Origin of the sequence: Streptosporangium sp. NPDC000239 (assembly GCF_040300765.1) — a bacterium.
GTDB lineage: Bacteria > Actinomycetota > Actinomycetes > Streptosporangiales > Streptosporangiaceae > Streptosporangium.
In genome coordinates this window covers 279,361-299,582 of the sequence record NZ_JBEPEI010000002.1, presented here as the reverse complement: position 1 = coordinate 299,582, position 20,222 = coordinate 279,361, and the positions used below count along the sequence as shown (strand labels likewise).

General features: G+C 68.0%; 19 protein-coding genes. 12 read left to right on the top strand and 7 right to left on the bottom strand.

Going from position 1 to position 20,222, the window contains the following annotated elements:
• Position 1: 1 nt before the first annotated feature.
• From ABT340_RS06895 to mscL, 3 genes are all read right to left on the bottom strand, one after another.
• A complete protein-coding gene (locus ABT340_RS06895) occupies positions 2-589 on the bottom strand; it encodes a YbhB/YbcL family Raf kinase inhibitor-like protein (protein ID WP_352009726.1) in 588 nt (195 codons plus the stop codon).
• 269 nt (positions 590-858) lie between these two features.
• Positions 859-1,473, bottom strand: coding sequence for a hypothetical protein (locus tag ABT340_RS06890; RefSeq protein ID WP_352009725.1), 615 nt, complete (start codon positions 1,471-1,473; stop codon positions 859-861).
• A gap of 34 nt (positions 1,474-1,507) precedes the next feature.
• Positions 1,508-1,930 (bottom strand): large conductance mechanosensitive channel protein MscL, encoded by a 423-nt coding sequence (mscL, locus tag ABT340_RS06885; protein WP_352009724.1) that lies wholly within the window; start codon positions 1,928-1,930, stop codon positions 1,508-1,510.
• Between the two features lie 148 nt (positions 1,931-2,078).
• Between mscL and ABT340_RS06880 the strand changes: the two genes are divergently transcribed.
• The 6 genes from ABT340_RS06880 (at position 2,079) to ABT340_RS06855 (ending at position 15,067) form a co-directional block, all read left to right on the top strand.
• Entirely contained in the window at positions 2,079-5,327 is a 3,249-nt protein-coding gene (locus tag ABT340_RS06880; RefSeq protein WP_352009723.1) for an ATP-binding protein, read from the top strand.
• A 177-nt stretch (positions 5,328-5,504) separates the two neighbouring features.
• Positions 5,505-7,610: a glycogen debranching protein GlgX gene (glgX, locus tag ABT340_RS06875; protein WP_352010166.1), complete on the top strand. Its 2,106-nt coding sequence runs from the start codon at positions 5,505-5,507 to the stop codon at positions 7,608-7,610.
• Positions 7,603-9,828, top strand: coding sequence for a malto-oligosyltrehalose synthase (gene treY, locus ABT340_RS06870; RefSeq protein ID WP_352009722.1), 2,226 nt, complete (start codon positions 7,603-7,605; stop codon positions 9,826-9,828). Before glgX ends, treY begins: the two co-directional genes overlap by 8 nt.
• A gap of 3 nt (positions 9,829-9,831) precedes the next feature.
• A complete protein-coding gene (locus ABT340_RS06865) occupies positions 9,832-11,685 on the top strand; it encodes a malto-oligosyltrehalose trehalohydrolase (protein WP_352009721.1) in 1,854 nt (617 codons plus the stop codon).
• A gap of 1,772 nt (positions 11,686-13,457) precedes the next feature.
• The gene (locus ABT340_RS06860) at positions 13,458-14,003 is read left to right on the top strand and encodes an RNA polymerase sigma factor (RefSeq protein WP_352010165.1); all 546 of its coding nucleotides are present in this window, start codon (positions 13,458-13,460) and stop codon (positions 14,001-14,003) included.
• Between the two features lie 2 nt (positions 14,004-14,005).
• A complete protein-coding gene (locus ABT340_RS06855) occupies positions 14,006-15,067 on the top strand; it encodes a hypothetical protein (RefSeq protein ID WP_352009720.1) in 1,062 nt (353 codons plus the stop codon).
• 90 nt (positions 15,068-15,157) lie between these two features.
• Here ABT340_RS06855 and ABT340_RS06850 read toward each other — a convergent pair whose 3' ends face one another.
• The gene (locus tag ABT340_RS06850) at positions 15,158-15,691 is read right to left on the bottom strand and encodes a hypothetical protein (RefSeq protein WP_352009719.1); all 534 of its coding nucleotides are present in this window, start codon (positions 15,689-15,691) and stop codon (positions 15,158-15,160) included.
• 488 nt (positions 15,692-16,179) lie between these two features.
• On the opposite strand from ABT340_RS06850, the gene ABT340_RS06845 reads away from it, so the two are divergent.
• Together ABT340_RS06845 and ABT340_RS06840 are read left to right on the top strand one after the other, a co-directional pair.
• On the top strand, positions 16,180-16,539 hold the full coding sequence (locus ABT340_RS06845; RefSeq protein WP_352009718.1) for an alginate O-acetyltransferase AlgX-related protein: 360 nt from the start codon (positions 16,180-16,182) through the stop codon (positions 16,537-16,539).
• Positions 16,540-16,795: 256 nt separating this feature from the next.
• Complete coding sequence (locus ABT340_RS06840) at positions 16,796-17,299, top strand: GNAT family N-acetyltransferase (protein ID WP_352009717.1); 504 nt, start codon at positions 16,796-16,798, stop codon at positions 17,297-17,299.
• Between the two features lie 12 nt (positions 17,300-17,311).
• On the opposite strand, the gene ABT340_RS06835 is transcribed toward ABT340_RS06840, so the two are convergent.
• The 3 genes from ABT340_RS06835 to ABT340_RS06825 are packed head-to-tail and all read right to left on the bottom strand — an operon-like array spanning position 17,312 to position 18,565.
• A complete protein-coding gene (locus tag ABT340_RS06835) occupies positions 17,312-17,488 on the bottom strand; it encodes a DUF397 domain-containing protein (RefSeq protein WP_352009716.1) in 177 nt (58 codons plus the stop codon).
• Between the two features lie 34 nt (positions 17,489-17,522).
• Positions 17,523-17,741, bottom strand: a complete 219-nt coding sequence (locus ABT340_RS06830) for a DUF397 domain-containing protein (protein ID WP_352009715.1) — start codon at positions 17,739-17,741, stop codon at positions 17,523-17,525.
• Entirely contained in the window at positions 17,729-18,565 is an 837-nt protein-coding gene (locus ABT340_RS06825) for a helix-turn-helix domain-containing protein (RefSeq protein ID WP_352009714.1), read from the bottom strand. The genes ABT340_RS06830 and ABT340_RS06825 overlap by 13 nt, the downstream gene beginning before the upstream one ends.
• A 467-nt stretch (positions 18,566-19,032) precedes the next feature.
• On the opposite strand from ABT340_RS06825, the gene ABT340_RS06820 reads away from it, so the two are divergent.
• From ABT340_RS06820 to ABT340_RS06805, 4 genes are read left to right on the top strand one after another with little or no spacing between them, the layout of a single operon-like run.
• Positions 19,033-19,239, top strand: a complete 207-nt coding sequence (locus ABT340_RS06820) for a hypothetical protein (protein ID WP_352009713.1) — start codon at positions 19,033-19,035, stop codon at positions 19,237-19,239.
• A complete protein-coding gene (locus ABT340_RS06815; protein WP_352009712.1) occupies positions 19,236-19,580 on the top strand; it encodes a hypothetical protein in 345 nt (114 codons plus the stop codon). Before ABT340_RS06820 ends, ABT340_RS06815 begins: the two co-directional genes overlap by 4 nt.
• Positions 19,577-19,744: a hypothetical protein gene (locus ABT340_RS06810; RefSeq protein WP_352009711.1), complete on the top strand. Its 168-nt coding sequence runs from the start codon at positions 19,577-19,579 to the stop codon at positions 19,742-19,744. The genes ABT340_RS06815 and ABT340_RS06810 overlap by 4 nt, the downstream gene beginning before the upstream one ends.
• Positions 19,716-19,928, top strand: coding sequence for a hypothetical protein (locus tag ABT340_RS06805; protein WP_352009710.1), 213 nt, complete (start codon positions 19,716-19,718; stop codon positions 19,926-19,928). The genes ABT340_RS06810 and ABT340_RS06805 overlap by 29 nt, the downstream gene beginning before the upstream one ends.
• Positions 19,929-20,222: the final 294 nt, after the last annotated feature.

Here is a 20,222-nt window from a genome sequence, read left to right as displayed (position 1 = left end):
CTCAGGACTCCCCGGTCAGCCTGGCCGACCCCAGCGACGCGTTGGCGATGACCCTGGCCGCGGTCTGCGTCGAGGAACTCGTGGTCAGCTCGGTCAGGCTCGCCCTGTTGAGCGCGTAGACCACGAACTCGTAGGTGTTGACGGTCCTGGGCGAGCAGGGGCCCTGGTAGCCGTACAGGCTGGCGCTGCCGCGGTAGTAGACCTGCCTGGCCCCCGAGGGGACCGTGGGCCGGTAGGCGTGATCGACGTTCTGCGGGAGCGAGGTCACGCCCACCGGGATGTCGTAGATGACCCAGTGGATGAGGTTGTTGTTGTCGAGGTCGCGCATGACGAGCGCGTAGCTGCGCGCGGCGGTGGGCGCGCCCGCCCACGTCAGCGGCGGGGACTCGTTGTGCTGGCGCGGGTCGTTGCCGCCGCTGGTGCACTCGTGGACCTTCGGGATCGTCCCGCCCTCGGTGAAGGCGGCGCTGGTCAGGGCGAACGCGGCGTGGCCGGCCGTATCCGCGCTCGACGGGGCGGCCGTGGCGACCGAGGAGGTGACGGTCAGCGCGGCGAGCAGGGCGTACGAGGCGGCTCGTTTGATGGTCACGGGGGGCTCCTGGAAGGTTGGGTCGTGGTGCTCCCGCCGGTGTCCTCTCGGATTCTCCGAGGTTTACCGATATTACTGACACAGCTTACAAATCACTGTTTTTTCCCGCTATCACCGCGTTGTCGCCTTTTTCCGCCTGTCGTCGTCTATGTCGTGAAAAGGCTGGTGAGGGTGGTGGACGATGAGCCCGCGGCCGGTTTTCCGGCGCCCCCCGCATCCCCGGGGCGGCCCGTGCACAGCCCCTCTCCCCGTACGGCCCCGCCCGACCGCTAGACCCGGCGCCAGTCGTGGCGTTCCAGGAAGGAACGGCCCCCCTCGGCGTACTCGACGAAGGCCTCCCGCACCGCGCCGATCTCCGGGACGTGCGTGCGGACCATCACGTCCCGCGCGCTGTCCTTGTACTCCAGCTCGTATCCGGTGATCTCCGGAGACGACTGGACGAAGTGCTCACCGAAGACGACCAGCGCCGTGAACGGGTTCTGCGGCGACATCGTGGCGACCGCGTCCCCGACGAGCCGCAGGTCGGGATCGACGACGATCATGCCGTCCCCGGTGCGCAGCTGCATGCCGGGATAGGCGCCCAGCGGGGCCAGGTTGTGCACCAGTCCGCGTTGCGGGTCGTAACAGACCAGCCCGCACTCACGGGCCAGGGCGAAGGCCTCGCCCGCGACCTCGTCGGAGCGTTCGAGGTCCACGGTGAGCAGGGCGTAAGCCGGGGAGTCGCCGAAGGACACGGCCTCGGGGAACGCGGCGGTGAACTCGGTCACCCCGGGATGAGGCCGTACGGCCCGGGTGTCGCCCTCGCGCAGCGCCCGCAGGACCTCGGCCGCGCGCTCGGCGGTGATCGGCTCGGGTTCGTGCCAGACGGCCAGTTCGAAACTCATGACCCCATCGTCTCGCGGACGACGGGGAGGGCGCTCAGGAGGCGGCCGTGGCTCCGGAGTCCTCCAGCACCGCCGTGCAGAACGCGCAGCGCCTGGCCGCGACGGGGATGTCGCTGAGGCACTCGGGGCACTTCTTCTCCGTCGACTCCTTGTTCCTGTCGAAGTAGGCGACGACCCTGCTCATCGGCAGCACGACCAGCCAGTAGACGACCGAGGCGATGATCAGGAAGCTCAGCAGCTGGTTGACGAAGTCGCCGTACATGAACTTGGCGCCGTTGACCGTGAAGACGTAGTCGGAGAAGTCCGGCTCGTTGCCGCCGGTGACCGCCGCGATCAGCGGGGTGATGAGGTCCTTGACCAGGGCCTGGACCAGGCCGCTGAACGTCGCGCCGATGACCACGGCCACGGCGAGCTCGACGAGGTTGCCCCTCATCAGGAACTTCTTGAATCCGGTCATTCCGTGCGTCCTCCACTCGTGTGGACGCCGAGCCTACCGCGAAGCCCGCCCCGGAGAGTAACTGAGCGATGACGTTCGCACGACCACGACTTTACGGTCCGGGTCCATGGTGGGTTACCATCTGCCGAATTCGTGAGCGAGGTGCCTGATGGACTTTCGTGTGCTGGGACCGGTCAGCGTGATCACCGGTGACGGGACGCCGCTGGACATCGGTCCCCACCAGCAGCGTGCGGTCCTGGCGCTGTGCATGCTGGCCGCGCCCAGGCCCGTCGGGGCGGCCACGATGATGGAGGAGCTCTGGGAGGGCGAGCCGCCGCCCAGGGCGCTCAACACCCTCCAGGCCTACGTCTCCAAGCTCCGCCGGGCTCTCGAACCCGGCAGGAGCCGTGCCACGCGGCCCACGGTCCTGGTCAGCAAGCCGGGCGGCTACGCCCTCGACATCCCGGCACGGGACCTCGACCTGACCAGGGTGCGGGGGTACGCGGCCGAGGGCAGGCGCCTGGCCGCCGCGGGCGAGCACGAGGCCGCGGCGGGACGGCTGCGGCTGGCACTGGCCGAGTGGCGCGGGGAGCCGCTGGCCGACTTCGCCGAGGCCTCGTGGGCCACGCGGGAGGCCGCCCACCTGGGCGAACAGCGGCTGACCCTGCAGGAGGACCTCGCCGAGTGCGAACTCGCGCTCGGCCTGGGGGCGGAGCTGACGGGCACCCTGACGCGGCTGGTCGCCGACAACCCGTTCAGGGAACGCCTGCACGTGCTCGGCGCGCACGCCCTCTACCAGGCGGGACGGCAGGCCGACGCGCTCGCCGTGCTGGCCAGGGGACGCGACACACTGGCCGACGAGCTGGGCCTCGACCCCGACCCCCGCTCAAGGGAGATGGAACGGCGCATCCTCGCCCAGGACCCGTCCCTGACCCCCCGCGTCCAGGCCACACCGGCTCCGCCCCGGCCCGCGGAGGACCCTCGGGAGACCCGGCTCATCGGCAGGGACGCCGAGGCGGAGGTGCTCGACGCCGCGGTCACAGGCGGGCCGTACCGGGTGGTGCTGCTGGCCGGGGAGCCGGGCATCGGCAAGACGAGCCTGGCCGAACAGGCGGCGCGGACCGCGCGGGCCGAGGGGAACCGGGTGGTGTGGGGCCGTTGCTGGGACGGCACGGGAGCGCCGCCCTTCTGGCCCTGGACGCAGGCCGCGCAGGAGCTGACCGGCGGGCAGGGCGGCAAGGCCGGTCCCTCGGGAGGCGACCGCTTCGAGCTCTACGAGGCCTTCGCCGAGCTGTTCAACGAGCACGGCAGGGTCCTGGTCGTCCTCGACGACCTCCAGTGGGCCGACGCCTCCTCGCTGCGGCTGCTCGAATTCCTCGCCTCGACCCGGCTGTGCCCCAAGCTGACCGTGGTCGCCACCTACCGCGACACCGAGGTACGGCCCGGCGGCGCGCTCGAACACGCCCTGGCCGCCCTTGCGCGGCTGCCGTACGTGCGCAGGCTCCCGCTGCGGGGGCTCGGCGAGGCGGAGATCGGCGAGTACCTCGGGCGGGCCGGCGCCGACCCCGGGCTGGCCGGGGAGATGGGCAGGCTGACCGCGGGCAACCCGTTCTTCCTGGGGGAGGTCCTGCGGCTCGGGGAGACCCCGGCGGCGCTCTCCGACGTCGTGCGCGGCCGGATGACGGGCCTGCCTCCGGAGACGGAGGAGGTGCTGACCACCGCGGCGCTGCTCGGCGATCAGGTGGTCGCCGACGTCCTGACCCAGGTGACCGGGCTGTCCGTCGAGCGGGTGCTCGACATCGTGGACGCCGCCGTCGGCGCGGGGCTGCTGACCGAGGGGCGGGGACCCGCCTGCCGCTTCGTCCACGACATCGTCCGCGACGTGCTGCGCGAGGCGCTGCCCCCGCTGCGCCGCAGGCGCCTGCACGCCCGGATCGCCGAGGTGCTGGAGGCCCGTGGCGGGGCGCGCCTGACCGAGATCGCCCACCACTACCGGCAGAGTCTGCTCACCGCCGCCACGACCGGCAAGGCGATCGGCTACACCCGGCGCGCCGCGGCGCAGGCCACGGCGCAGTTCGCCCACGAGGACGCGGTGGAGAACCTGGAGCAGGCGATCGCGCTGGTCGGCGCCCTGCCCAGGTCCGACGACGCGCTCCGCTGCGACCTGCTGCTCGACCTGGCCGAGGCGCAGGGCGCCGCCGGGATGAGCGTGGCGGCCCACGCCTCCCTTGAGGCGGCGGCGGAGATCGCCGAGGGACTCGGCGACGACAGCAGGCTGGCCAGGGCGGTGCTGGGGTTCACCGACCCGATCTCCCTGGCCATGTACGAGGAGACGACCGGCATCGACCGGCTCACCGAGCGGATCGAGCGGGTCCTGGCCTCCGGGCTGGCCGCCGACTCGCCCTGGCGGGCCCAGCTCCTGGCCGCCGCCGCGCTGACCGGCGCGACGACCAGGCCCGTCGAGGAGAGCACGCGGACCGCGCTGCAGGCCGTACGGCTGGCCCGCAGGCTCGGTGACGACAGGACGCTGGCCAGGACGTTGATCGTCCAGGAGCTGCTGTCCCGGACCGAACACGACCACGACCGCAGGCAGGCGGTCATCGACGAGATCACCGAGATCGGCCACCGCATCGGCGACCTGGCCGTCGAGTGGGTCGGCAGGGAGACCGCCTACGTCGAGCTGCTCGCCCAGGGCAGGACCGAACGGGCCCCCGAACTGCTGGCCTGGCTCACCGAGACGGCCGAACGCCTCAGGCTCCCCTCGATGGTGAGCCTGGCCGCCTGGCAGCGGGCCGTGCACGCCTGGCTGGGCGGGCACGCGGAGGCGGCCCTCACCGCGGCCGAGGAGTCCGCCGCCGCCTACCCGGAGGGGGCGCTGGGCAGGGACGACGCCGGGCTGAGGCGCGGGGTGTTCCGCTTCCTGACGCTGCGGGCGGACGGGGACGCGGCCGGGGCGCTCGCCGTCGCCGACGAGATGCTCGCCCTGCGCCCGGGGCAGCGGCCCTGGCTCGCCCTGCGCTGCCTGGCCCTGATCGACCTGGGCGGGACCGAGCGGGCACGCGCCGTCTTCGCGGTCCTCGCCGAGGACGGCTTCGCGGCCGCCGGACCCGACCTGGCCTACCGGTTCGTCCCCGACGCCCTCAGCGAGGCCTGCGCCGCGCTGGGCGAGCGGGCGGCAGGACGTGTCCTGTACGGCCTGCTCGCCCCCAACGCGGGCAGGCTGCTCGGCTGGTCGGTGACGGACCTGTGCCTGGGGCGGCTGGCCCTGCTCGACGGCGACGTCCGGGGCGCCCACGACCACCTGGGGGCGGCGCGTGACCTGGTCACCCGCGCCCGGCTGACCCGCTACGAGCCCGCGCTGCGCGACCTGGAGGACAGGCTGGCCGAGCCGGTGGGGGAGGCGAGGACGGGCCGGTAGGCGGGCGGGCCCGCCGACGGGCCGCGAATCGCCGGGCGCGGTCCTGTCCTCCCGCCTGAGGGCCAGGAATACTCCCATGTCATGCCGGTTTCGCCGCGCCGAGGCTCACGCCGGGGCACCGCCACGCATGACAGGGGAAACATGGGGCATGTCTTCCCACCGCTGAAGGGCGGTGTGATGATCGAGATCTGGCCCGGTGACCCCTATCCCCTCGGGGCCACCTACGACGGCGCGGGGACAAACTTCGCGCTCTTCACCGAGGTCGCCGAGCGGGTCGAACTGTGCCTGTTCGACGAGGAGGACAACGAGACGCGGGTCCCCTTCACCGAGTGCGAGGGCTACGTCTGGCACGGCTACCTGCCGGGCGTCGGCCCGGGCCAGCGGTACGGCTACCGCGTGCACGGCCCCTACGACCCCGCCAGGGGCGTGCGCTGTAACCCCGCCAAGCTGCTGCTCGACCCCTACGCCAAGGCCATCGAGGGGGAGATGCGCTGGGACGAGGCCGTGTACGGCTACCGCTTCGGGGACCCCGACCTGCGCAACGACGCGGACTCGGCCCCGTTCGTCCCCCGGTCCATCGTGATCAACCCGTTCTTCGGGTGGGGACACGACCGGCCGCCCGCGACGCCGTACCACGACACGGTCATCTACGAGGCGCACGTCAAGGGCCTGACCGTGAACCACCCGAAGATCCCCGAGCGGATCCGGGGCACCTACGCGGCCATCGGCCACCCGGAGATCATCGACCATCTGACCTCCCTCGGCGTCACGGCGATCGAGCTGATGCCGGTCCACCAGTTCGTCACCGACCACGTCCTGGCCGAGCGTGGCCTGACGAACTACTGGGGTTACAACAGCATCGGGTTCTTCGCCCCGCACAACGCCTATTCGAGCACCGGGCAGCGCGGCGGGCAGGTGCTGGAGTTCAAGGCCATGGTCAAGGCGCTGCACGAGGCGAACATCGAGGTCATCCTCGACGTGGTCTACAACCACACCGCCGAGGGCAACCACCTGGGGCCGACGCTGAGCATGCGGGGGATCGACAACCCCGGCTACTACCGGCTGGTGGACGACGACAGGCGCTACTACATGGACACGACGGGGACCGGCAACAGCCTGTTCATGCGCTCCCCGCACGTCCTCCAGATGATCATGGACTCGCTGCGGTACTGGGTCATCGAGATGCACGTGGACGGCTTCAGATTCGACCTGGCGGCCACCCTGGCCAGGGAACTGCACGAGGTCGACCGGCTGAGCGCCTTCTTCGACCTCGTCCAGCAGGACCCGGTGCTCTCGCAGGTCAAGCTGATCGCCGAACCCTGGGACGTCGGCCCGGGCGGCTACCAGGTGGGCAACTTCCCCGCCAGGTGGACCGAGTGGAACGGCATGTACCGCGACACGATCCGCGACCTGTGGCGCGGCGAGCCCGCCTCCCTGCCGGAGTTCGCCTCCCGGCTGACCGGCTCCAGCGACCTCTACCAGGACGACAGCCGCAGGCCCGCCGCCTCGATCAACTTCGTCACCTGCCACGACGGCTTCACCATGCAGGACCTCGTCTCCTACGACCGCAAGCACAACGAGGCCAACGGCGAGGACAACCGGGACGGCACCGACGACAACCGTTCGTGGAACTGCGGCACGGAGGGGCCCGCCTCGCTGGCGATCGAGTCGCTGCGCGAGCAGCAGAAACGCAACTTCCTGACGACGCTGTTCCTGTCCCAGGGCGTGCCGATGATCTCCCACGGCGACGAGCTCGGCCGTACCCAGCTGGGCAACAACAACGTCTACTGCCAGGACAACGAGCTGAGCTGGGTCGACTGGTCCGACGTCAGGGAGAACTGGCTGCTGCTGGAGTTCACCCGGCGCCTGGCCAGGCTCCGCGCCGGGCATCCCGTCTTCCGCAGGCGCCGCTTCTTCTACGGCCGCCCGGTACGGGGCTCCGGCGACAACCTCAGCGACATCGCCTGGTTCACCCCGAGAGGGGAACGGATGACCGACGCCGACTGGAACGTGGGCTACGCCAAGTCGCTGGCGGTCTTCCTGAACGGCGACGCGATCACCGAGCCGGACCGCAGGGGACGGCGGATCGTCGACGACTCGTTCCTGCTGCTGTTCAACGCCCACCACGACGTCATCGAGTTCACGATCCCCAAGGACCACGGCGACATGTGGGTGACGGAGATCGACACGGCGATGCCCATCATCGTCGACACCAGGGTCTGCAGAGCGGGTGAGGAGGTGCCGGTGACCGGCAGGTCGGTACGGGTGTTGCGGCGTGTCTGACGGGCGAAGGGAGAACGCGGGGCGGGACTTCGGACCGCCGCTGTCCACCTACCGGCTCCAGCTCACCCCCGACTTCGGCTTCGCCGAGGTCGCCGAGCTGGCCCCCTACCTGCGCGACCTGGGGGTGAGCCACGTCTACCTCTCCCCGATCCTGCAGGCGACCTCGCGCTCCCGCCACGGCTACGACGTGACCGACCACTCCCGGATCAGGGAGGAGTTCGGCGGCCTTGAGGGGCTGCGGGCGCTGTCGGAGCGGCTGACCGCGCACGGCCTGGGCGTCGTGGTCGACATCGTGCCCAACCACATGACGGTCCCGGTCCCCGAGTCGGGCAACCGGCAGCTGTGGTCGGTGCTCAGGGACGGCCCGGCCTCGCCGTACGCGCGGTGGTTCGACATCGACTGGGCGGGCGGCGGCGGCCGGGTGGACATGCCGGTCCTCGGCGACGAGGTCGAGCCGCACGCCGACGGCTCCGTGCTGCGCTACCACGACCACGAGTTCCCGCTGCCCGACACCCACTACCGGCTGGTCGACTGGCGTCGCGGCCCCGGCTACCGGCGCTTCTTCGACGTCTCCTCGCTGATCGGGCTGCGGGTCGAGGACGAGAAGGTCTTCGACGCCACCCACGAGGTGATCGTCGGGCTGGTCCGCGACGGGATCGTCCACGGGCTGCGGGTCGACCACCCGGACGGCCTGGCCGACCCGCGCGGCTACCTCGCCAGGCTCCGCGAGGCCTGCGGGGTGTGGACGGTCGCCGAGAAGATCCTGGTGGGGGAGGAACGGCTGCCCGCCGACTGGGACTGCGACGGCACGACCGGTTACGAGGTGCTCAACCGGATCACCGGCCTGTTCGTCGACCCGGCAGGGCAGGAGCCGCTGACCGACCTGTTCGTCGAGCGCACCGGCATGCCCCGCGAGTACGCCGCCGTGGTCGGCTGTGCGAAACGGGAGGTCATCGACCTGTTCCTGGGCGCCGAACTCGACCGGCTGCACGCGGTCGTCGGCTCCGACCGTACGGCGCTGGCCGAACTGCTCGTCGCGATGCCGGTCTACCGGGCCTACGCCGTGCCGGGTGAGCCGGTCCCCGAGCGGTCGGTGGCGATCGTCGAGGCGGCGGGGCGGGCCGCCGCCGCCAGGCTGCCCGAGGGCGCCCCGGTCGCCGAGGTCGTGGACAGGGTCCTGTACGGCCCCGCCGACGCCGTCGTCCGCTTCCAGCAGACCTGCGGCCCCGTGATGGCCAAGGGCGTCGAGGACACCGCGCTCTATCGGTGGTACCCGCTGGCCTGCCTGAACGAGGTCGGCGGCGAGCCCGACCGGTTCGGCGGAGACGTCGGGGACTTCCACGCCTTCTGCGGGGAGATGTCCCCGGGGACCATGACGACGTTGTCCACCCACGACACCAAACGCTCCGAGGACGTGCGGGCGCGGCTGGCCGTACTCTCCGAGATGCCGCAGGAGTGGGCGCGGGCGGTGGGGGAGTGGTCGGCGAAGGTCTCCTTCGACCCGGCGCTCGACTATCTCGCCTGGCAGAACCTGATGGCCGCCTGGCCGATCGAGCCGGGCAGGTTCTTCGACTACCTGCTCAAGGCGGCCCGCGAGGCCAAGACGGCGATCTCGTGGGCGGCCCCGGACCCCGCCTACGAGCGGGGCGTCCGTGACTTCGTCATGCGGGCCGTCGACGAGTGCGGCCCCTCGGTCGCCGAGTTCACCGCCATGATCGAGCCGTACGCCAGGTCCAACTCCCTCGGCCAGAAACTCGTGCAGCTCATGCTGCCCGGCGTGCCCGACCTCTACTGGGGCAACGAGATCACCGACTTCTCGCTGGTCGATCCGGACAACCGCCGCCCGGTCGACTTCGCCCGCCGTCGCGCGCTGCTGGCCGTGACCGGGAGTGGGCCCAGGAGCGGCTCGTGGGACGAGGACAAGCTGCTGGTCACCACCCAGGCGCTGCGGCTGCGCAAACGCCTCGACCCGGCGCTGCCGTACCTGCCGGTCGAGACGGGGGAGCACGCCGTCGCCTTCGCCCGGGGGGACAGGGCGGTGGCGGTCGCGACCCGGCTGCCGGTCGGCCTGGCCGCGCGCGGCGGCTGGGGCGGTGAGACGATCACCCTGCCGCACGGCAGATGGCTCGACCTGCTGTCCGGCGCCCGCCACACCGGGCGTGTCCCGCTGGCCCACCTGCTTTCCGTCTTCCCGGTCGCGCTTCTTGAGAGGGAGTAGCCCGTGTTCGAGGTCTGGGCGCCGCAGGCGTCCTCGGTGGACGTGGAGATCGACGGAGTGCGCCACCCGATGGCCCTGGGCGCGGGCGGCTGGTGGTCTGCCCGGGTGCCGGGCGCGGGCCACGGCACCGACTACCGCTTCAGCCTCGACGGCGGTCCCGGGCTGCCCGACCCGAGGTCACGCAGGCAGCCGGAGGGGATCTTCGGGCCGAGCCGGGTCTACGAGCACGACAGGTTCGCGTGGAACGACGACCTGTGGCGCGGGCGCGCCCTGCCCGGTTCGGTGATCTACGAGCTGCACGTCGGGGCCTTCACCCCGGAGGGGACCTTCGACGCGGCGATCGACAGGCTCCCGCACCTGGCCGAACTCGGCGTCGACTTCGTCGAGGTCATGCCGGTCCCTCCGGTGCCCGGCACGCGCAACTGGGGCTACGACGGGGTCGACCTGTGGGCCGTGACCGAGAACTACGGCGGCCCCGACGGGTTCAAGCGCTTCGTCGACGCCTGCCACCGGCGGGGACTCGGGGTGATCCTGGACGTCGTTCACAACCACCTGGGGCCCTCGGGCAACTTCCTGGCCCCCTTCGGCCCCTACTTCAACCCCTCGGCCGCCTCCTTCTGGGGGCAGGCGGTCAACCTGGACGGCCCCGGCTCCGACGAGGTGCGCCGCTACTTCGTGGGCAACGCCCTGCAGTGGCTGCGCGACTACCACGTGGACGGCCTGCGCCTGGACGCCGTGCACGCCCTGCACGACTCCCGGGCCGTGCACCTGCTTGAGGAGATGGCCGTCGAGGTCGAGGCCCTCTCCACGGCCGTCGGCAGGCCGCTGACGCTGATCGCCGAGTCCGACCTCAACGACCCCCGGCTGATGACCCCCCGCGAGGCGGGAGGGTACGGCCTGGCCGCGGCCTGGAACGACGACGTCCACCACGCGCTGCACGTGGCGGTCACCGGGGAACGGCACGGCTACTACGCCGACTTCGCCGGTGCCGGAGCCGGAGCCGCCGGGGCCGTGGTTGGGGCCGAAGCCAGGGCCGTAGCCGGGGTCACGGCCGGAGACACCAGCGGAAGCACGGGCGGAGACGCCACCGGGGTCACAGCCGGAGACGCCACCGGTGGCGTCACGGCGACGTTGGCCAAGGTGCTGACCTCGGGTTACTACCACGACGGCACCTACTCCTCCTTCAGGGGCCGCTCCCACGGCCGCCCGGCCGGGCACGTGCCCGCCCACCGCTTCGTCTGCTCGGCGCAGAACCACGACCAGATCGGCAACCGCGCGACGGGCGACCGGATGCCGCCGGAGGCCCTGCGGCTGGCCGCCGGGCTGCTGCTGACCTCCCCGTTCACCCCGATGCTGTTCATGGGCGAGGAGTGGGGGGCCCGCACCCCGTTCCTGTTCTTCACCGACCACGTCGAGCCTCAGCTGCGCGAGGGCGAGGGGGAACGGCGGCGCCGGGAGTTCGTCGGCCACGGCTACGACGACTGGGCGGACAAGGCGCCCGACCCCGGCGAGGAGCTGACGTTCCTGCGCTCCAAACTCGACTGGAGCGAACTCGACGACGACGCCCACCGGGCCCACCTCGACTGGTACCGGGCCCTGATCGCGCTGCGCCGGGCCCACCCCGAACTGACCGACCCCCGGCTCGACCGGACCGCCGTCTCGCACGGCGACGACTGGCTCCTCGTACGGCGCGGCGCCCTGCGGATCGCGGCCAATCTCGGCCCCACCCCCCTCACCCTGCCGACCGGCCCCGCCCACATCCTCCTCGCCCTCGACCCGGCCACAACCCTGACCGGCCCTGACCTGTTCCTCCCCGCCAGATCGCTGGCCGTACTCCAGTCCTCCGGGGCTGAGTGACCAGCGGCTGACCTGGAAGGCACGCGGATCATCGTCCGCGAGGAACGCCTCCACCCGGGCGCTCAACCGTGGTTCACTGACCTCTACGGGCGTCGTTTCCCCTGCTTGTCACCGGCACCCAACCGTCCAGACAACCCAGGAAGGAGAACCAGCCGGGCCTCGTGGAACCCGCTCACCCGACGCGAAAGCCGGGCCATCACGCTGACCAGGAAGCGAAATCACCCCTTAGCCGAAGACGCCAGCTGACCACACGAAGATCGTGAAAGATCGAGGCTAATGGTCAGGTTAGGGCATATACGGCCTTCGAGGAGTTGCCGTCGCTGTCGGATCTGGAGAAGTTCTTTCCCGGACGCGCTCGATCGGTATGAGATCGCGAAGTCACGCCAGAACTCGCATGGAATGGGCTTGGCAGCCCAGAGCGGGACGGTCTGGTACAAGGACCTGCGCCTGGGAGACCCTTGAATCTGCGATCTGTACGGATGTGAAGAAGCCCCAGGGAGGCGGCATTTTCTCCGGGATCTTGCTAAACCGGGATCCTAGGCAGCATTACCAGCCATACCCTGGGGCCTTGCGTCACCATGCATTGGGTTCGTCGGAAGGCGGCCTGCTGCAATCGTGATCAGCACGCAGGCGGGCGATCCGGGCGCTTTCCACGATGCGCCACAGCACCTTCCTCCATACGGACGAGGCCTTCCGGTCGACGTTACGGGTTACTGGGCTCGATTTCGCAAACTACCCAGTCCCAGTCCGGATCATACCTCGGCACATCGCAGTAGGTAGTGAGAGTCTTAGAACTTCCGTCCCTGAACCATTTTAAGGTTACCCTTCCCACCCACCACCAATTTGCAAAGCTGTGGCATTTATCGATGTCGAGCCGAGATGAAGTGTTGGCCGACGTGCCAGTGTGACTTGTTCCACTGAGCTTTACGGCGTCATAGAAAGCGGTATTATCGCATACTCGGATTTGCTGCCCGTTTGATCCAGGGGCCAGTTTCACCGAAGAGGCGGAGTTGGCTCCAGTTGTACCGGGTTGCTCCGCGTGTGCGGCCGTAGAAGAGGCGAATAGAGCCATTCCCGCGATTATCACACTAACTGAAGCGCGTCGAGCGGACAGGTTTGCTTTAAGAAATCTCATGGGTTTCCATTCGGAATGAAATGATCCGCTTCTGTTTTCGTGTCAATGTCTGAGACTTTGGGTGACACCTCCTTAGAGATCTCTAAAGTGGATGGTAATTAGCACTCTGTGGGGTGTCAAGATGCATAGCTGGGATCTATTTGTTGAATCTTAAAGCTAGTGGCTTGGGGTTTGGATGGGCGGCCTGCGTTGGTATGTGGCGCCCGGATAACTCGTTTCGCATGGTCTTCGCGTGTGATTATGATGCCATTCATTAATATAGTCGTCTCTGTAGCCAATTTCGGTTAGTGTATAAATAATAAAGACGAGTCTGATACTGCGTTTATCGGAGTTCTCAGGTAAACGTTTGCTGCTGGCGCCGAGGCTCGGGGAACCCTTAAGGGGAGCATGCTCACGCTATGTGACTGCTGTCGGCAACCTGGCTCTTGTTGCAGAGACACTATTGCCCATGCCATACCGAGACATCGGGTGAGCCGGCCGCAGATAGCGATTCACTAGCGATGCCTGACGTTCCTACCAGTGCATCAGATAGCGGTATGGAGTTCCGAAGGCCTGGAGCCTGTGTGAGATCGAGGTGTAAGCGCAGCATCCATGTCGGACATAGGGAGGTGTTGGCGTCCCGAGGAAAGGTGTGACCATGCAAGAGCCGGTCGACAGATTCGCCTGGTTCTTCGACACCTGCTATGACGACGTGTTGCGATACGCGGCACGGCGGATCGATCCTGACACCGCACGCGACGTCGCAGCTGAGACCTTCCTGGTCGCTTGGAGGCGACTGTCCGAAGTCCCTCAGGTTGATGGCGATATCCTGCCGTGGCTGTACGGAGTCGCGCGAAACGTCCTGGCCAACGAATACCGTCGAGAGCGTCGCAGCCAGCGACTTCTGCAACGGATCGCACGATCGCTAAGCGGCCCGATGAGTGAAGACGACCACGGCGACGATGTCACCGCGGTGATGGGACTGCGCCAGGCACTGCAGTCACTTCCTCCCAGAGATCAGGAGGTTCTCCAGCTCATCGGCTGGGAGGAACTGACGATCCGCCAAGCCGCCATCGTCATCGGATGCTCGCCGGCGACCATGGCGGTCAAAGTTCACCGCGCGCGCCGCCGTTTCCTGGCCATCCTTGACGATCAAGGAACGCCAGCCCCGATTCTCTCCATCCCCCGTCGAACGGAGCGGTGACCATGGCTGAGGAGTTTCACGACATCAAGCATCTGATGAGCATGACCAATCCGGTTCCCCGCCACCACCTTGTCGGTGCTGCCCATGACGACCAAGGCCGCGCAGCCTTACGTCGAGCCCTTGAGCAGACGGCTGAGGCGTCGCTACATGGCGCACCGCGGATGTGGACGCGGCGCCGCCTGCTGGCAGCGGGAGCGGTGGCAATGGCGGCCACCGCTACCGTAGTGATCCGCCAATCCTCCTCTCCAACTCCGCTGGCCACACCGCCGATGTTGCACTATCGGCTGATGAGAGCCCCTACATCTATCCCCCCCTCCGCACAGGCGGTGCTGTTGGCCCTAGCCACTGTCGTTGACCGGCAATCGAGCACGCACCCTCCCGCCGATGCGGCTTTCAGCCTCATCACGACCAATATTTGGGACCTTAACGTTACTGTGGCTGACCAGAAGACGACGTCGGTCATTGTGCCCAAGCTCGTTCAGCAGTGGACTCCCCTCGCGATGACTGGCTCTGGGCGCCGGGTGGAACGCAGAGGCAAGCCGCAAAGCGTTGAAGAGGCAAAAGAAAATAGCGCTGAGGCAGTTGACGACGCCGCCGCACTCTCTGATGAGGCGTGGCCGGCAGGGGCGGACATGGGGCCCTGGAGCGATGCCTTGGCCCGTAGTTCGGACCAAGAGCTGCGGGAAGAACTCCTGCGTGGCGGGAGCAACTCCGGCGAACCGGTCACCTATCGGCTCCTTCGCGCGGTGCGGATGCTGCACACCTACCATGTGGTCCCAGATCCGCTCGCAGGCCGGATATGGCGTCTGCTGGCGCGGCAGCCCGATCTGGTATTCGGCGGAGAGGTCACCGATCGGGCCGGGCGGAAGGGGAAAGCCATCACCTTTGACTTCGATCTGGCACTGCCCATGCGCTGGGTGATGATCATCAGTCCGGAGACCGGGCGTCTGCTAGCGTTCGAGGAGATATTGACCACGGACGCCGGAAAGCTGAATGTCCGAATACCTGCAGTCATCGGCTACACGACATTCCTGAGCCAGCGATGGGTTCGAAATCTCAACTGACATGTGATGCTCTCCCTTTCAGAGGGAGGACGAACCCCGTTCGGGGACGCCATACACACCATGGCGTCCCCGAACGGTGGCTGCTCGAAGTCAGCAGCCCGAGGTTTCACGAAGGTAGATGAACCGGTAGGAGCCTACGGTGGCTGCAACGTCGGACGCCGCTGTCTCGTAGTCGTAGCAGTAGGAGGGGGCGCTGGAGTGCTGCTTCAGCAGGAAGGCGTCCGCTCGGTGATTGTAGAAGGAGGAAAACGAGGTGATTCCCCACTGGCGCAGGTCCTGCCAGTAGCCGTTGTCGGTGAAGGACCATTTAGTTCCCAGGTAACGGGAACTCGACCACAGACACAGCCAGTCTTCCGTGCAATCAGACTTAGCGGAGGCGCCATCGCCTCCGCAAGAGGCGGGGTTGGCGAGGGTGACTGTGACCTTTCCGCTAGCGTAGGAGATGGTTCTCTCATCGATGACCTGACCGCCGGGAATCTTCTTCAGCTGCTCGTTGACGGCCGCCTGGCGGTCAAGTCCGCACTGATTCGGCGACGTATCGGCCTGGGCCGAGCCGGCAGGGGCAAACATGTTGATCGCCAGGAAGCAAAGCGCCGCTGCGATCGCTGTAACTCTCGGCTTCACGCGTTCCCTTTCTTGGATGGAGGAAGCGGGCCCGTGCTCCGGCCCGCCTCTCTTGTGTAACTCATATCGCAGGAGAATTAAAGAATAATTTTATGTGGTCACGTCGGGACAAGTTGTTACGGTGGTCAGATGTCAACGAGTCGACACTTACCAAATTTTTCGAATGTCCATTAAGCGGTATCGCCAGGCCGAAAAGACGGATGTTCGGGTGGGAAAAACGTAAGTTGCACGCGTGGACGCAGTTATGATTATGTGCTACCCTCTGGTCGACTAGGGGACGGCCCATGCCCTGCTTTCTCTGAGTAGAGTGGAGAAAATTCGACGATTCGTCGTCAAGGGCCTGTTTTCTGCACGCAATGGTCTGGGGGCCGGCGTAGCTTTCGGGCACGAATGGCGGCGAAGCTTGCAACGGGCGCATTGACTGAATTCGGTGAGACCGACGTCGACCAATCCGGCTTCGCTGACAGGACTGAGGAAAGGGCACAACGGTGGACAGCGAGGACTTGGTGCGCCTTGGCGAACTTATCCAAGCGGCCCGTAAGCGGCGCGAGGTGGACATGGCCGATTTACGTGAAGCGTTGAGACTACTGGGCGAGGTGACTCAGGCCACCGCCACTGTGGCCGATCACCTGCGAACCGAAATCGCCCCTCTGCGGAAGCGGTGCACCGCGCGTGGCGACCTGTTGTGCGACGACACTGGTGAAGACGCGGAACCGCTGCTTGCTGAGGTTCGTGACCGTCTGAGGAGGATCGCCGATCACTTGGAAGAGGCTGGCTTGCATGCCCGGCGCTCCCACATCAGGCTCCGGCGCATCGATGTGCAAAAGCGCGGTGTTGATGAGGGTTGAGCCCTTCTTGCTCGGCCTGGCAGGGGAGGCGCGGGTATCCATCGCGTTGCTCCAGCCAGAACCAAGATCGCTTACGACTCGTCGGTGGCCAGTGGATGAGCGTCTTCTTGAGCTGAGGAGGGTTCGCGCGTTCGGCCGCGCCTCCCAGGTCTGAGCTGGGCACGGTGGCGTACGGTGACCGGCAAGGCCGTGCCGGGGTCGCGCGCCACCGTGAGCCAGGACCCGGCTCGCGTGATCCGTGAGGCAGAGTGGGGCCATGACCGGGTACGAGACGATGGCGTTTCATCTGGAGACCGAGCGGCTGACGATGCGGCCGTGGGCCGAGTCGGACGCCGGCGAGCTTCGGGACCTGCATGCCGAACGTGGCAAGGGGACGCCCACGATTGAGCACGTCCGGGCGATCATCGCGAAGCAGCTCACCGCGACGGCGGCCACGGGGATCGCGCTGCTGCCCGTCCGGCGCCGGGTGGAAGGCGACTTCATCGGCTACTGCGGGCTGATCGTCGGTCGTTGCACCGTCGAGGAGCCCGAGATCGCGTATGAGCTGTTCCAGCGTGTGCACGGGCGCGGGTACGCGACCGAGGCGGCCCGCGCGGTGCTCGACGCGGCGGTGGCGACCGGGCGGAAACGGCTCTGGTCGACCGTCGGCTCGTGGAACACGCCCTCGCTCCGCGTCCTGGAGAAACTCGGGTTCGAGCGGGACCGCCTGTCCACGGAGGAAAACGGTGAGGTGGTGTGGCTCACCCGCTCACTGCCGTGACATTGAGCGCGCTCAGGCGTCGGCCTTCAGATGGCCGATGAACGAACGCCACTGGGCGGGGGTGAGGGTCAGTGTCGGGCCGGTGGGGTTCTTGCTGTCTCTGATGGCTGTCAGACCGTTGAGGTGGGCGACTTCGACGCAGTCGCCGCCGTCGCTGCCGGAGAGGCTGGATTTACGCCAGGTGTTCATGATGGTTTCCTCTCCGGCGGGCGACGAGGGTGAATCAGAGGGCGTCGAACGTGCCGTTCTTCACGCCCTTCACGAAAGATTCCCAGCCGGAGGCGGTGAAGGCCAGTGCCGGACCGGTGATGTTCTTGCTGTCGCGAACGCCGATGTGTCCTCCGCCGAGACGGGCGACTTCGACGCAGTTACCGCCGTCGCTGCCAGAGAGAGAGGATTTGCGCCAGGCCGCAGAAACGAGTTCCCTGGTCAGGCTGTCCATCGCCGCATCATCTCCTTGATCGCGTTCAGCGACTCGCGCCGCGACATGGCGTCGGCGCGAATCGCGTCGTGCTTGAATCGTAGACGTTCGACCTCCTTTACTCGATCGTTCACTCGCCCTTCGGTGCCCTGTGATTCCACGTAGACCATGTCCGCGGCCGCACCGGAAAGCTCGGCGACCACAAAGCTGCCCAGCAGTCCCACAACGTTGTAGGCGCTGTGCGGGAGAATCTGGATGGAGATGTGCCCCTCCTCTGCCACTTCCAGCAGGTGGGCGATCTGGGCCGCCATGATCTCGGGGCTGCCCACGGGCCGGGCCAGCACGCCCTCGTCCAGCACCACCCAGAAGCGCGGCGGGTCGGGCCGGGCGAAGATGTTCTGCCGGTCGAGCCGGGCTCGCACCAGCTCCTCGGTCCGCTCCTTCGAGACCCCCGGCTCACCGCTCAGCTGCGCCCGAGCATAGCCCTCCACCTGGAGCAGTCCGGGAACGATCAGTGGCTCCCATGCCCGCAGCGTCTGCGCCTCGCGCTCGACCTCGATCCAGGGGCGGAACCACTCGGGTGACTGGGCGGCCATGCTGTCGAACATGTCGTAGAGCTCGATGAGCCGTCCTTCGAGGCGCATGGCCGCGTCCACGGCCACGGTGAAGGGCCTCGTGGGCTTCCTGTGCCCCTGCTCGACCATGCTGATCTGGCTCTCCGACCACCCAATTATGTCGGCAAGTCGCAATTGGGTGATTCCTTTGCCGGTGCGAATTCTGCGGAGTTCTTGGGCGAAGTAGGTTCGCGGCGACTTCGAGGAGTCGTATTCCTGGGAGACGTCCATGGGTAATCCTTTATATCCTCATGGGCCGGGTCGCCAGTACTTCACAAGAAGTGTGTGGGAACCGTGCGCCATTACAGGCTGCTCTGTGGCCGTCGTGTCTGGGATTCTCGGTGGCGAGCCGAAGCGGCACCCTAGGCGCGGACGAGGGGATGGTGAACATGAGGGAATACTCACGACGACGCGGGTGCGGAAATCGGTATTCCGCAGCTCACGGCATTCGGGGCGGACTTTCCTCCCGGGTGGGTACCGTCAACTTCACAACTCCCTGTGGAGGTGCGGAAGTCAATCAGAAAAGGGGTATTAAGGGTATTGGTATGGTAATGAAGATGGTTGTTTCGGTGATAAACGCGAACACTCGCCATCTGGGAAATAGCCGACCGAAGTCCCTTTTGCCTGTTATCGCAGGGTTTCCCGCCATCCGCGTACCGGCCGCTTCTCCAACAGGACGGACCCGGGAGGTCCAGATCATGCATGGCATCCCCACGGCCCAGGTGATCCCGGGCTGGCGGTTGATCATCAGCGACGCGGGCCGCTTCTGGGCCTTCCGTTCCCACGTCTTCCCCTGCACCGCCGTACACGCCGGGGCCCAGTCGGCCGTGGACGCCGACACCTTCGACGAGGTCCAGGCGGCCGTGGCCGAGCAGGAGGAGATCGCCAAGGGGGTGGCGTCGTGACCGGACGGCACCGTGCGGGCCTGCCGTACGCCCCGGTGTATAGGCGGGTCTGGGACGGCCCGGCACGGGCGCAGGCCGAGCGGATCGACCAGGCCTGGGCGGGCTGGACGGTGCTCTACAGCCTGGGTAGCCGCCGCTTCTACGCCGTGGCCGCCTGGGACGGCCCTCGTCCGGTGATCGTTGAGGACTCCACGGGTGAGGGGCTGGAGGAGCGGATGCGGGAGGCGGAGATGATCAGGACGATCCGGCTCTCGCCGCAGTCCTCCCCAGTGTCGGCCCGGCGCAGGAAGGGAACGGCATCCGCCGGAGGGCGGCGTTCGCCGGGTGGGAGGGCGGCATGACGTCGGACACCGCACGTCAGAGCTGCGATGCCGTACAGCGGACGCACCCTGACTGGCTGGTGTTCCACAACTCGGCGACCGGCCTGTGGAGCGCCTACCGAAGCGCCCTGTCCGGCAGGCCGCGCTCCCGGGACCGTGCCGCTGGTACGGGCGGAGTCGGCTGAGGAACTGGACCGCAAGCTGTCCGCCCAGGTGACCCCGACGGTGCCGCCGAGCATCAGGGCCGTCGCCCGCGCCCTGCGGACCGCCCTGGTCGGGCAGCCGACCCGGACCTCCCTGGCCGTATGCCCTGGCCAGGCCGTCGCGCCCGGTCGGCCTACGGCACTGCGCAGACTTCTGCGCTCGTGAAAGCCGGTACGGCGGGCGGTGGAAATCATCCCACCCGCCGCCCGCCGTACCTCCTCAGCGTGCGGTCCAGGTGGGAGGGACCTGGGCCGCACACCTCCGCGAGACGGTTCCCACGCGCCGGGCGCGCTGGGGAAGAGGGAGCCGTCTGGCGCACCGGCCCCATGTGGGGCCGGTCCTCCTCCAGGGTGCCCGGCCAAGTGCTCCCCGGCTCGGGGCCGGGCGCCCGCCCCCGCTTCCACCCTCTCCACCCTTTCCGCCCCCGGAACGCTCCCGGAATGTTCTCGGAACGCCTTC